The 12,599-nt window shown below is 64.4% G+C and carries 9 protein-coding genes; 6 read left to right on the top strand and 3 right to left on the bottom strand.

Going from position 1 to position 12,599, the window contains the following annotated elements; translation table 11 throughout:
- The first annotated feature begins 72 nt into the window (after window positions 1–72).
- A complete protein-coding gene (locus ACEN9F_RS15945; protein ID WP_413421154.1) occupies window positions 73–2,085 on the top strand; it encodes an alpha/beta fold hydrolase in 2,013 nt (670 codons plus the stop codon).
- Window positions 2,086–2,088: 3 nt separating this feature from the next.
- Here ACEN9F_RS15945 and ACEN9F_RS15950 read toward each other — a convergent pair whose 3' ends face one another.
- The 3 genes from ACEN9F_RS15950 to ACEN9F_RS15960 are packed head-to-tail and all read right to left on the bottom strand — an operon-like array spanning window position 2,089 to window position 4,474.
- The gene (locus ACEN9F_RS15950; RefSeq protein WP_413421156.1) at window positions 2,089–2,628 is read right to left on the bottom strand and encodes a DUF2058 domain-containing protein; all 540 of its coding nucleotides are present in this window, start codon (window positions 2,626–2,628) and stop codon (window positions 2,089–2,091) included.
- Window positions 2,629–2,661: 33 nt separating this feature from the next.
- Window positions 2,662–3,678: a LacI family DNA-binding transcriptional regulator gene (locus ACEN9F_RS15955; protein ID WP_413421158.1), complete on the bottom strand. Its 1,017-nt coding sequence runs from the start codon at window positions 3,676–3,678 to the stop codon at window positions 2,662–2,664.
- Window positions 3,665–4,474, bottom strand: a complete 810-nt coding sequence (locus ACEN9F_RS15960) for a polysaccharide deacetylase family protein (RefSeq protein WP_413421160.1) — start codon at window positions 4,472–4,474, stop codon at window positions 3,665–3,667. Before ACEN9F_RS15960 ends, ACEN9F_RS15955 begins: the two co-directional genes overlap by 14 nt.
- Window positions 4,475–4,710: 236 nt before the next feature.
- On the opposite strand from ACEN9F_RS15960, the gene ACEN9F_RS15965 reads away from it, so the two are divergent.
- The 5 genes from ACEN9F_RS15965 to ACEN9F_RS15985 all read left to right on the top strand — a co-directional run bounded on the left by ACEN9F_RS15965 (window position 4,711) and on the right by ACEN9F_RS15985 (window position 12,533).
- On the top strand, window positions 4,711–7,662 hold the full coding sequence (locus tag ACEN9F_RS15965) for a TonB-dependent receptor (RefSeq protein ID WP_413421161.1): 2,952 nt from the start codon (window positions 4,711–4,713) through the stop codon (window positions 7,660–7,662).
- 91 nt (window positions 7,663–7,753) lie between these two features.
- Complete coding sequence (locus ACEN9F_RS15970) at window positions 7,754–9,280, top strand: tryptophan halogenase family protein (RefSeq protein ID WP_413421163.1); 1,527 nt, start codon at window positions 7,754–7,756, stop codon at window positions 9,278–9,280.
- Window positions 9,281–9,289: 9 nt separating this feature from the next.
- Window positions 9,290–9,991: a SapC family protein gene (locus ACEN9F_RS15975; RefSeq protein ID WP_413421165.1), complete on the top strand. Its 702-nt coding sequence runs from the start codon at window positions 9,290–9,292 to the stop codon at window positions 9,989–9,991.
- Complete coding sequence (locus tag ACEN9F_RS15980; RefSeq protein WP_413421167.1) at window positions 9,984–10,988, top strand: cupin-like domain-containing protein; 1,005 nt, start codon at window positions 9,984–9,986, stop codon at window positions 10,986–10,988. The genes ACEN9F_RS15975 and ACEN9F_RS15980 overlap by 8 nt, the downstream gene beginning before the upstream one ends.
- Before the next feature lie 27 nt (window positions 10,989–11,015).
- Window positions 11,016–12,533 (top strand): tryptophan halogenase family protein, encoded by a 1,518-nt coding sequence (locus tag ACEN9F_RS15985; RefSeq protein ID WP_413421169.1) that lies wholly within the window; start codon window positions 11,016–11,018, stop codon window positions 12,531–12,533.
- The last annotated feature ends 66 nt before the right edge of the window (window positions 12,534–12,599 follow it).

The following is a 12,599-nucleotide window of genomic DNA, read 5'->3' on the forward strand; positions in this document are numbered from 1 at the left end:
AACATGGCAACTTAATATTCGACTAACATGGCTGGGCAATGTTTTCATTCCCTCCACAACGATGAGGTCTTTATGATTCGCTCCGTTTTAGCCGCCGCCGTACTTGCCGCCATCCTGCCGGCCCAAGCCCAATCCCCGACGTCCGACGTGCCGCTGATCGAGCGCGCCAAGATCTTCGGCAATCCCAGCAAGACTGGCGGCCGCATCAGCCCGGACGGCCAGTGGCTGTCCTGGGTGGCGCCGCGGGACGGCGTGCTCAACGTCTGGGTCGCGCCGGCCGCCGATCCATCCAAGGCCCGCCCGCTGACCGAGGAAAAAGTGCGTCCGATCCGCAGCGCCTTCTGGTCGCCGGATTCCAAGCAGCTGCTGTTCATCCAGGACAAGGGCGGCGATGAGAACTTCCTGCTGTACGGCGTCGACGTGGTAAGCGGCAAGCAGACCAATTTCACGCCGTTCGAGAAGACCCGCGTGATGCCGATCGCCTACAGCAGCAAGGTCAAGGACCGCATCCTGATCGGTCTCAACAACCGCGATCCGCGCTGGCACGATGTCTACAGCCTGGAGCTGGCCACCGGCAAGCTGACGCTGCTGTTGCAGAACGACGGCTACGGCGGCTTCCTGGCCGACGAGCTGCTGAACCTGCGCGTGGCGCAGAAATCGCGTCCGGACGGCGGCTCCACCTACTATCGCCTGAAGGACGGCAAGGCCGACGGCGACCCGCTGGCCGATGTCGGCCTGGACGATTCGCAAACCACCGCGCCGCTGACCTTCACCGTCGACGGCAAGACCTTGTACTGGACCGATTCGCGCGGCCGCAACACCTCGGCGCTGGTGGCGCAGGAAGTGGCCACCGGCAAGGCCACCGTCATCGCCCAGGACCCGCGCGCCGATATCGCCAACGCGCTGTACGACACCAGGACCGGCGAGGTGCAAGCCTACAATGTCGATTACCTGAAGCAGGAATACGTGCCGCTGTCGGCCGCGCTGAAGGGCGACCTGGAATTTCTGAAGAAAAACACCAAGGGCCAGTTCACCATCGCCTCGCGCACCGAGGCCGACGACAAATGGCTGGTCTCGGTCGACGCCGTCACGGCGCCGCCGGCCACCTGGCTGTACGAGCGCAAGACCAGGCGCCTGACGCAGCTGTACGTGACCCGGCCGGAGCTGGAAGGCGCGCCGCTGGCGCAGATGTATCCGCAGGAAATCAAGGCGCGCGACGGCCTGACGCTGGTGTCCTACCTGACCTTGCCGAAGTCGGTCAACGCCGACGGCTCGGGCAAGGCCAGCAAGCCGGTGCCGATGGTGCTGCTGGTGCACGGCGGCCCGTGGGCGCGCGACGGCTACGGCTACAACGGCTACCACCAGTGGCTGGCCAACCGCGGCTACGCGGTGCTGTCGGTGAATTATCGCGGCTCGACCGGCTTCGGCAAGAACTTCATCTCGGCCGGCGACCTGCAGTGGGGCCGCAAGATGCACGACGACCTGATCGACGCCGTGCAGTGGGCGGTCAAGAGCGGCGTCACCAGCGCCGACAAGGTCGCCATCATGGGCGGCTCCTACGGCGGCTACGCCACGCTGGCCGGGCTGACGTTCACGCCGACCGCGTTCGCCTGCGGCGTCGACATCGTCGGCCCGTCCAACCTGTTCACCCTGCTGCAGACGATACCGCCGTACTGGGAAGCGGGCAAGCAGCAGTTCTACAAGCGCATGGGCGATCCGACCACCGACGAAGGCAAGGCGCTGCTGAAGGAGCGCTCGCCGCTGAATTACGCCGGCAACATCCAGCGTCCGCTGCTGATCGGCCAGGGCGCCAACGATCCGCGCGTCAACGTGGCGGAGTCGGACCAGATCGTGGCGGCCATGGCGGCCAAGAAAATTCCGGTGACCTACGTGGTGTTCCCGGATGAAGGCCACGGCTTCGCGCGGCCGAACAACAACATCGCCTTCAACGCGGTGACGGAAAACTTCCTGGCCAAATGCCTGAACGGGCGCAGCGAGCCGATCGGCAAGTCGCTCAAGGCATCGACCGCGCAGGTCAAGCACGGCGCCGAGTTCGCACCCGGCCTGAGCGAAGCGCTGGAGTAATCCTTACCACATCAAATCATCGGGGATCTGGAAGGCGGCGTATGGATCGTCCTCTTCCACCTCGGTGGTGGTCTTGTTGACGCGCACCACCAGCGAGGCGTCGCGCTCGGCGATCTTGTCGGCGATGACGCGCGGCACCAGCTCGTAGCTGCCGTTCAAGCCCACGATCACCAGACGCCCCGCCACCAGGTGCTCGCGCACCGCGGCGGTGACGTAGATGCGCTCGATCTTGGTGCCGAACGTGAAGTTGTAGGCGATCTCGCCGTTGTTGCCCTTGCCCTGGCGGTTCTGCTGCACCATCTGGACGATCTGCGCCATGATGGCTTTTTGCTGGGCGGCGGCGTCGCGCTGCGCGTTCAGCTCACGGGCGCGCTCGGCGTTCTTGCGCTGGATTTCCTGCGCGGCCAGGCGCGCCTCGTCGACACTCTCGGTGCCGCTGCGGCGCTCTTCCTTCTTCTGCTTGCTCTTTTGCTGGTTGGCGACCTTGACCTTGTTCTTTTCGACCAACCCAGCTTTCAATAACTGCTCTGCCAACGTAACCATATCTGCTACTCCCCACGGAAAGGCGATAGCATATCACTTGCCGCCGCCGGCCTTGGCCAACGACGCCCGCAAGGTCACGCTGACCGGGAAGTTGCGGGTCACCGGCCGCTGCAGCGCGTAGCAGCGGTTGAGCAGGTCGCTGACGCCGTTCTGCGTCATCTCGCGCCACGGCATGTGCACCGTGGTCAGGCGCGGCGCGGAGAACTCGGCGCTCGGCGTATCGTCGTAGCCGATCACCGACAGCTCATGCGGCACGCGGATGCCCGCCTCCTGGAAATACGACAAGGCGCCCACCGCCATTTCATCATTGGCGCAAAACATCGCCGTGGCGCGATGGCCCGATTCCATCAACTCCTTGGCCGCCGACCAGCCGCCGGCCGGCGAGAAGTCCTTTTCCACCACCCACATTTTTTCCGTGTCGATCCCGGCCGCCGCCAGTTCGCGCATGAAGCTGCCGATCCGCACCACGTTGTCGGGCAGGCTGGCCGGCCCCGACACCACGGCGATATCGCGGTGGCCGTGATCGAGCAAGGCGCGCGCCGCCATCTTGCCGCCCAGCGTGTGGTCGACCGTGAAGCACTGCGCGGCGATGCTGTCGAAGGCGTGGTTGAGCACCACCATCGGCGTCTGGCGCGGCGCCAGCGCGGCGATGTCTTGCTCCAGCAGCACGTTGGTCATCAGGATCAGGCCGTCGCAGCCGCGCTCGATCAGGAACTCGGTGCCCTCGATGGCCTGCTGGCGCGCGCCGCCCAGGCCGGCGCCGAAGGCCACCACCATGTGCAGCCCGGCCGCGCGCAGCTCGGTGTCGATGATTTGCAGGATGGGCGTGTAGAAGGTGCCGCTCAGCACCGGGATGTACACGCCGATCATCTGGCTGGAGCCGGACAGCAGGGTGCGCGCCGCGTGCGAGGGCCGGAAGCCCAGCTCGTCGATGGCCTTGCGGACCTTGGCCAGCGTGGCCGGCGAGACCGATCCCTTGCCGCTGACCACGCGCGAAGCGGTGCCCAGTCCTACGCCCGCGAGGCGGGCCACGTCTTTAATGGTCGCCACGGCGTTGTTTTTTCACGTAGGTCATGATGTTCAAGAAGGTATCGGTCCAGTAGATTTTACGGTTGTCCGCCAGGTACTTTACCAGTTCCTCGTGCGCCGCGGCGCTGGTCGTCAGGTAGTCGCCGCCGACGCCGTGGAAGGTGAAGTTGACCATCGTCCCCTTGGCGGCCGCCTGCTCCACCATCGCGATCAGTTGCTTGCCGCTCAGCCCCACCGGCGCCAGCACCGTCACCGCGTACGGATCGAGCGTGGCCATCGAAGCCGTCACCGCGTCGCCGCCGCCGGCCTTGATGGCGACGAACTCCGGCGCGATCGCCGGCAGGTAGCTGGCGCCGCCGGCCATCACGTCGCCGCAGGGCACGGTGTAGGTGCGCTCGCGCTTGCCGTCGATGGCGTACAGCATGCTGTTGGCGATCAGCACCTGGTCGCGCATCTGCGCCACGCTGGTGGTGTCGAGGTCGCGGTGCGGCTGCACCCACTCGTGGCCCGGCGCCTTCAGCGAGCATTGATGGAACAGGCTGTGGTTGCCCAGCTCGTGGCCGTGCCTGGCGGCGGCGCGCCACGCGGCCATCCGGTGGTCCACCGCCGGATTCGACAGCTGCAGGTAGAAACTGCCCTTGAGCTTGTACTTGTCCAGCGTCGGGATGGCGTGGTCCAGCTGCGAATCGAGCGCGTCGTCGTAGGCCAGGCTGACCGCCGCCCTGGCGCCGCGCGGCCAATGGAAGCCGTCGGCGGCGGTCGCCGCGTGGCAGGCCGGCAGCAACGCCGCCAGCGCGAAATAAATACTCTTTTTCATGCGAAGTGTCTCATTTTGGAAACGTTCCCAGATCATGGTGCACCCGCATGCTACCTATGTCAACGAAAACCTGTGCACATTTTTGTGGCATTGCAAATTGACTTTGAAATTCGTTCGGTGCTATATTTGCCACATCGAATGGAAACCTTTCCAAGTGTCTTTCCAGGCATCACAGCGCAGGTGAAGACGGGTAGAGAAGTGGCAAGCGAGCTGTTTATAAAAACACAGGAGATAACATGCATTATCCAAAAGCACGACAAAAATTAATGAGCCTGGCGGTCGCCAGCGCCTGCGCGGCGGCGGCCGCACCGGCCTTCGCCCAGGAGGCGGTGGCCAAGGCCGGCGAGGACACGCCGGTCCAGAGCGTGGTGGTGACCGGTCTGCGCGCGTCGCTGTTCTCGTCGATGAACCTGAAGCGCAACTCCGACGGTATCGTCGACGGCATCGTCGCTGAAGACATCGGCAAGTTCCCCGACACCAACCTGGCCGAATCGCTGCAGCGCATCTCGGGCGTGTCGATCGACCGCTCGATCGGCGAAGGCTCCAAGATCACCGTGCGCGGCGTCGGCCCCGACTTCAACCTGGTGCTGCTGAACGGCCGCCAGATGCCGACCTCCAACCTGGGCGACCTGAACGGCCGCGCCTTCGACTTCGCCAACCTGGCCTCGGAAGCGATCTCCCAGCTGCAGGTGTACAAGACCAGCCGTGCCGAAGCGCCTACCGGCGGCATCGGCGCCACCATCAACGTCATGACCGCGCGTCCGTTCGACCGTCCGGGCATGCACTCGAGCGTCGGCGTCAAGGGCGTGTACGACACCTCCAACGACAACCTGCCGGGCGACGTCAAGGCCAGCAACTCGGCCACGCCGGAACTGTCGGGCATCTACTCGAACACCTTCGCCGACAACAAGTTCGGCGTGGCCGTGTCGGGCAGCTACCAGGAACGCAACCTGGGCTACAACACCGCCGCCGTCTCGAACGGCTGGCGCGGCCCGTTCCGCGGCGATGAAAACAACTGGGGCACCATCCCGCAAGGGAACACCGGCATCACCAACCGTCCAGGCCCGACCGACATCTACTCGGTGCCGCAAAACCTGAACTACAACTTCAACGGCGTCAAACGCCAGCGCACCAACGCCCAGCTGACCCTGCAATACAAGCCGGTCGACACGCTGGTCACCACGCTGGACTACACCTATTCCGAGAACAAGATCCAGACCAAGCGCAACGACCTGTCGGCCTGGTTCAACTTCGGTCCGTCGACCAGCTCGTGGACCAAGGGCCCGGTCTCCAGCCCGCTGGTGTACACCGAGCTGATCCCTGGCAACAACAGCGACATCGCCATGGGCGCGGCCGACTTCGCCACCAAGACGCAGAACAAATCGCTGGGCTTCAACGCCGTCTGGAAGCCGACCCGCGACCTGCGCTTCGAGCTCGACACCCACCACTCGACCGCCGAATCCATGGCCGACAGCCCCTTCGGTTCGAGCAACACCCTGGGCACCGCCAGCTTCAGCCGCGGCAACACCACGGCCGACTTCAGCAAGGACTTCCCGGTGCTGATGATCGACGGCGCCGACTTCGTCAAGGCCGGCCAGCAAGTCACCGGTTCGGTGTTCACCAACGGCTACATGAAGGGCGAGATCGACCAGACCCAGGTCAAGGGCGCGTGGAAACTGCTGGAATCGTCCGAGCTGAAATTCGGCGCCACCGCGACCAAGGTCGACAACCGCTCGGCCTTCTCCAACCAGCAGCGCGACACCTGGGGCGGCGCCACCAAGCCGTCCGACTACCCGAGCAGCGTGTGGCACAAGGAATCGGTGCGCCAGTACTTCGACAAGATCGACGGCAGCAACAACCCCAACCTGTTCAACACCTTCTACACCTTCAACTTCGACCAGGTGCGCAAGCTGGCGGCGGCCGCCTCCGGCCTGCCCGACCTGTACCTGCCGAAGAAGACCTTCGACAACGACGCCCGCACCGAAGAGAAGTCCAAGGCCGCGTTCATCCAGTTCAACACCGACTGGGATACCGCGCTGCCGATCCGCACCGCCATCGGCGGCCGCTATGAAACCACCGACGTCGTCTCGACCGCGCTGGTGCCGGCCGCGCTGAGCATCAACTGGGTGGCGCAGAACGAATTGCCGATCACCTTCGGCGATCCGACCTTCACCACGCTGACCGGCAAGTACCATCACTTCCTGCCGAGCTTTGACTCCGACATCGAGCTGACGCAGCAACAGAAACTGCGCTTCAGCTACGGCGAAACCATCGGCCGCCCGCGCTACGACCAGATCCAGGGCGGCACCACGCTGAACTCGCTGGTGCGCACCAACGGCGGCACCGGTTCGGCCGGCAACCCGGCGCTGAAGCCGGTCAAGTCGAAGAACATCGACCTGTCCTACGAGTGGTACTACGGCCAGCAGAACTTCTTCTCGCTGGGCTACTTCAAGAAGAACCTGGAGAACTACGCCGGCCAGTCGATGGTCAACGCCACGCCGTTCAACCTGCACACGCCGGTCGGCGGCGCGCTGTGGAACGAAGCGCTGACCAAGGGTTGCGCCAATACCGACACCACCTGCATCCGCAACTACATCTTCCGCACGCATCCGACCGCGGCGGGCGTGACGCGCGGCGCGGATGATGCCTCGGGCAACGCCACCGGCACCATCGTCGGCCAACCGGGAGATCCAGTCGCCAACTTCCAGATCACCTCTTTCTCCAACCAGAAGAAGGCCAGCGTGAACGGCGTCGAGCTGAACCTGCAGCACATGTTCGGCAGCAGCGGCTTCGGAGTGTCGACCAACTACACCTACGTGCATTCGAACCTGAAGTACGACAATGCCAAGATCGGCGAGCAGTTCGCGCTGGTCGGCCTGTCGAACTCGTCGAACGTGGTCGGCATCTACGAGGACAAGAAGTGGACGGCGCGCCTGGCCTACAATTGGCGCGGCGAGTTCCTGTCGTCGACCTTCGACGGCGCCGGCCCGAATCCTCAGTACGTCGAGGCATACGGCCAGGTGGACATCAGCATCGGCTACAACTACAACGAGAAGCTGAGTTTCCAGGTGGAAGGCATCAACGTCGGCAACTCGATCACCCGCGTCCACGGCCGCACCACGCAAGCTGTGGAATCGGTGACGCAGGCCGGTCCGCGCTACATGATCGGCGCGCGCTACAAGTTCTAATCCGAGCCTGTCGATACCGAAAAGGCCGCTGCCAGTCAGCGGCCTTTTTAGGTTAAACTTAAAGCAATCTCTTCACTACAAGGCTAGCAACATGATCCGACGCATCGTGATTGTGGGTGGCGGATCGGCCGGCTGGCTCACGGCCGGATTGATCGCCGCCGAACATCAGGGTTCGTCCATACAGGTCACCCTGATCGAATCGCCCGACATCCCGGCCATCGGCGTCGGCGAGGGCACCTGGCCCAGCATGCGCGACACGCTGGCCCGCATCGGCGTGTCCGAATCCGATTTCTTCCGCGAATGCGACGCCTCCTTCAAGCAGGGCTCGCGCTTCAACCGCTGGGTCGACGGCGGCGACAACGACTACTACTTCCATCCCTTCGTGCTGCCGCAAGGCTATGGCGAGGTGAACCTGCCGGAACAATGGCAGGCGCAGCACCCGACCATCCCGTTCGCCGACCTGGTCAGCTTCCAGCCGCACCTGTGCGTGCAGGGCCGCGCGCCGAAGCAGGTCGTCACGCCGGAATTCGCGGCCGTGGCCAACTACGGCTACCACCTGGACGCCGGCAAGTTCGGCACCTTCCTGCGCAAGCACTGCCTGGAAAAGCTGGGCGTGCGCCATGTGCCGGACAACGTCACCGCCGTCAACCCGCACGACAATGGCGACATCGCCTCGCTGCAGACGCAAAAGCACGGCGCGCTCGAAGGCGACCTGTTCATCGACTGCACCGGCATGCAATCGCTGCTGCTGGGCCAGCACTACCAGATCCCGCTCATCTCGCAAAAACACGTGCTGTACAACGACTCGGCGCTGGCGGTGCAAATCGCCTACCCAAGCGCAGACCATCCGATCGCCTCGCAGACCTCGTCCACCGCGCAAAGCGCCGGCTGGATCTGGGACATCGGCCTGCCGACCCGGCGCGGCGTCGGCCACGTCTACTCCAGCGCCCACATCGGCGACGACCAGGCCGAGGCCGAACTGCGCGCCTACATCGTGCAGACCGGCGGCCCGCAAGACATCCCCCAGCCGCGCAAGCTGAGCTTCAACCCCGGCTACCGCGAAAAATTCTGGCACCGCAACTGCGTCGCCATCGGCCTGTCGGCCGGCTTCATCGAGCCGCTGGAGGCGTCCGCCCTGGCCATCGTGGAAATGTCGGCCGCCATGGTCGGCGACGACCTGCCGGCCACGCGCGAGGCGATGGACATCGTCGCCAGGCGCTTCAACGAAGCCTTTATCTACCGCTGGGAACGGGTGATCGACTTCCTCAAGCTGCACTATGTGCTGAGCCGCCGCCGCGACACCGCCTATTGGCGCGACAACACCTCGGCCGTGCCGGAGCGCCTGGGCGAGCTGCTGACGCTGTGGCGCCACCGGGCGCCGTCGCGCAGCGATTTCTACCGCATCGAGGAGGTTTTCCCGTCGGCCAGCTACCAGTACATCCTGTACGGCATGGGCCATCGCAGCGCGTTCAGCGCTGTGGTCAAGCCGCAACAAGCGGCCGCGGCCGACGGTTATTTCCACGAAGCGGCTACACTAACGAAAAAAATGCTGGGCGCGCTGCCCGACAACCGCGCGCTCATCGATCATATCAAGCGTCACGGCTTGCAGAAAATATAAGAGACAAGTATGCCTAAATCAGTTTTGTTAAATAACGTCGAGCACAAGGACTTGCGCGTCATCACCCGCCGCGGCGCCGAGTTTGGTGACAACATCATGTCGTCCCCGACCTTCCCGTCCGAATTCCGCGACGTGCAAGCCTGCTACCCCATCGTCTTCCGCAAGACCACGGACGGCCTGGGCTTCGAACCGATCGCGCTGTTCGGCTTCCAGGAAGAGGAAAACCTGTTCCTCCAGGGCGACCGCTGGGATGCGCCCTACCTGCCGATGCTGATCGAGCGCCAGCCGTTCCAGATCGGCATCAACGGCACCGAGATGATGGTGCATATCGATATCGAGAGTGCGCGCGTCAGCCAGGCCGACGGCCACGAAGTCTTCAAGCCGCACGGCGGCAACACCGAATTCCTGGAACAGACCACCTCGCTGCTGTTCGCCATCCACCAGGGCCTGCAGGCCACGCCGCTGTTCCTGGCCGCGCTGCTGGAGCATGAACTGCTGGAAAGCTTCGTGCTGGACGTGGAGCTGGACGACGGTTCGCAAAACCGCTTGGTCGGCTTCTACACCATCAACGAAGACCGTCTGGCCGCACTCAGCGGCGAAGCCGTCGCCAAGCTGCACCAGGACGGCATGCTGCAGGCGATCTACCTGGTGATCGCTTCGCTGTCGAACTTCCGCGCCCTCATCGACCGCAAGAACGCCCGCCATGCCTAAAGCCATACGCGAGGTCAGCGGCCTCGGTCCCCGCGACCTGGGCGACGAGATCCTGGCCGCCACGCAACCGTTGATACTGCGCGGCCTGGCCGCCAGTTGGCCGATGGTGCAAGCCGGCCTGGTTTCCGACAAGGAAGGCGACGCCTACCTGCGCCGCCACTACCAGAACGCCACCGTCGGCGCCATGCTGGGCGCGCCGGATGCGGCCGGCCGCTTCTTCTACAACGACGACCTGAGCGGCTTCAATTTCTATCCGGTGCACGCCAAGCTGACCGGCGTGCTGGACGAGATCGAAGCCAAGCGCGCGATGAACCCGGCGCCCACCGTCTACGTCGGCTCGACCACGGTGGAAACCTGCCTGCCCGGCTTCCGCGAGCAGAACGACCTCGACCTCGGCGATCGCGACGCATTGATGAGCATCTGGATCGGCAACCGCACCCGCATCGCCGCCCACTACGACCTGCCGGACAACGTCGCGGTGGTGGCGGCCGGCCATCGCCGCTTCACGCTGTTCCCGCCGGCGCAGCTGAAGAACCTGTACGTCGGCCCGCTGGATTTCACGCCGGCCGGCCAGGCCATCAGCCTGGTCGACATGCTGAAGCCGGACTTCGAGCGCTTCCCGAAATACGCCGAAGCGCTGGAGCACGCGCAAAGCGCGACGCTGGGGCCGGGCGACGCCATCTTCATCCCCAGCATGTGGTGGCATCACATCGAGGCGCTGGACCCGTTCAACGTGCTGGTCAACTACTGGTGGCGGCAGTCGCCGGGCTATATGGACACGCCGACCAACGCGCTGATGATGGCCTTCCTCACCATGCGCGACCTGCCGCGGGAACAGCGCAAGGCCTGGCAGGAAATCTTCCGCCATTATATTTTCGAAGCCGACGACGCAACGGCCGCACACATCCCGGCCAAGGCTCGCGGCGTGCTGGCGCCGCTGGATGACGACGGCGCCCGCGCGTTGCGCGCACAATTGCTGAAAAAAATGAACCGTTAATGAGCTACGAACAAAGGAGACTAGTACATGCGTGACCCCAACAATCGCAAACCGATACGCCGCGTCGTCGTGGTCGGCGGCGGCACGGCCGGCTGGATGGCCGCCGCCGGCATCTCCAAGGTCTTGGGCAGGCTGCTCGACATCAAGCTGATCGAGTCCGACGAGATCAGCACGGTCGGCGTCGGCGAGGCCACTATCCCAACGCTGATCAACTTCCACAACCTGCTGGAGATCAACGAGCAGGAATTCATGGCCGAGACCCAGGCCACCTTCAAGCTGGGCATCAGCTTCGAGGGCTGGCGCGACGTCAAGCAAGACTACATCCACTCCTTCGGCATCACCGGCACCGACCACTGGACCGCCGGCTTCCAGCACTTCTGGCACAAGGGCATGCAGCGCGGCCTGGCCAGCGACTACGGCGACTACTGCCTGGAGCTGAAGGCGTCCAAGGAGCACCGCTTCGCCCACCTGCCGAACAACGGCATGAACTACGCCTACCACCTGGACGCCAGCCGCTACCACAAATACCTGCGCCGCCTGAGCGAGCCGCGCGGCGTGCAGCGCATCGAAGGCAAGATCGTCCGCTTCACCAAGCATGAAGACAGCGGCGACGTGCGCTCGGTGATACTGGAATCGGGCCAGGAAATCGAAGGCGACCTGTTCATCGACTGTACCGGTTTCCGCGCGCTGCTGATCGGCGATGCGATGGAAGAGCCGGTGGAAGACTGGTCGGAATGGCTGTTCTGCGACCGCGCGATCGCGGTACAGACGGAATCGGTGGCCGACGCCTTGCCGCTGACGCGCTCGATGGCGCACCAGGCCGGCTGGCAGTGGCGCATTCCGCTGCAGCACCGGGTCGGCAACGGCATCGTGTATTCGAGCCGCCACCTGGACGAGGAAGGCGCGCGCAAGCAACTGCTGGCCAATGTCGAAGGCAAGACCCTGATCACGCCGCGCGTGATCAAGTTCCAGCCCTGCCAGCGCCGCAACACCTGGAAGGGCAACGTGGTCGCCATCGGCCTGTCGAGCGGCTTCCTGGAGCCGATCGAGTCGACCAGCATCCACCTGATCCAGCGCAGCGTGACGCGCCTGATGCAAGCCTTCCCGTCGGACGGCATCCAGCAGGCCGACATCGACGAATACAACGCCCAGTGCAACCGCGAGATCGACCACATCCGCGACTTCATCATCCTGCACTACCACGTCAACCACCGCACCGACTCGCAGTTCTGGATCGACGCGCGCGAGATGAGCATCCCGGCCTCGCTCAAGCACCGCATCGACCTGTTCCGCGAAACCGGCCGCGTGTTCCGCATCCCGAACGAACTGTTCGCGGAGAACTCGTGGATCCAGGTCATGCTGGGCCAGGGCATCATGCCGAAGTCGCACCACCAGACCGCCGACCTGATGGGCGACGAGGAACTCAAGGGCTTCCTCGGCGGCATCAAGTCCCGGATCGACCGCACGGTGGTGCAACTGCCGACCCACCAGGCCTATGTCGAACGCTATTGCGGCATGCCGGAATCGGCGATCAAGGCCGCCTGATCCACCGCCGCGCCACGCAACGCCACCTTCGGGTGGCGTTTTTTTTGCTGTGCCGGTCCTGCAACA

Source organism: Duganella sp. CT11-25 (assembly GCF_047302815.1).
Classification (GTDB): Bacteria; Pseudomonadota; Gammaproteobacteria; order Burkholderiales; family Burkholderiaceae_D; genus Rugamonas.

Coding starts and splice junctions, on each gene's coding strand:
- ACEN9F_RS15945 (WP_413421154.1), top strand. CDS start 73: ATGATTCGCTCCGTTTTAGCCGCCGCCGTACTTGCCGCCATCCTGCCG.
- ACEN9F_RS15950 (WP_413421156.1), bottom strand. CDS start 2,628: ATGGTTACGTTGGCAGAGCAGTTATTGAAAGCTGGGTTGGTCGAAAAG.
- ACEN9F_RS15960 (WP_413421160.1), bottom strand. CDS start 4,474: ATGAAAAAGAGTATTTATTTCGCGCTGGCGGCGTTGCTGCCGGCCTGC.
- ACEN9F_RS15965 (WP_413421161.1), top strand. CDS start 4,711: ATGCATTATCCAAAAGCACGACAAAAATTAATGAGCCTGGCGGTCGCC.
- ACEN9F_RS15970 (WP_413421163.1), top strand. CDS start 7,754: ATGATCCGACGCATCGTGATTGTGGGTGGCGGATCGGCCGGCTGGCTC.
- ACEN9F_RS15975 (WP_413421165.1), top strand. CDS start 9,290: ATGCCTAAATCAGTTTTGTTAAATAACGTCGAGCACAAGGACTTGCGC.
- ACEN9F_RS15980 (WP_413421167.1), top strand. CDS start 9,984: ATGCCTAAAGCCATACGCGAGGTCAGCGGCCTCGGTCCCCGCGACCTG.
- ACEN9F_RS15985 (WP_413421169.1), top strand. CDS start 11,016: ATGCGTGACCCCAACAATCGCAAACCGATACGCCGCGTCGTCGTGGTC.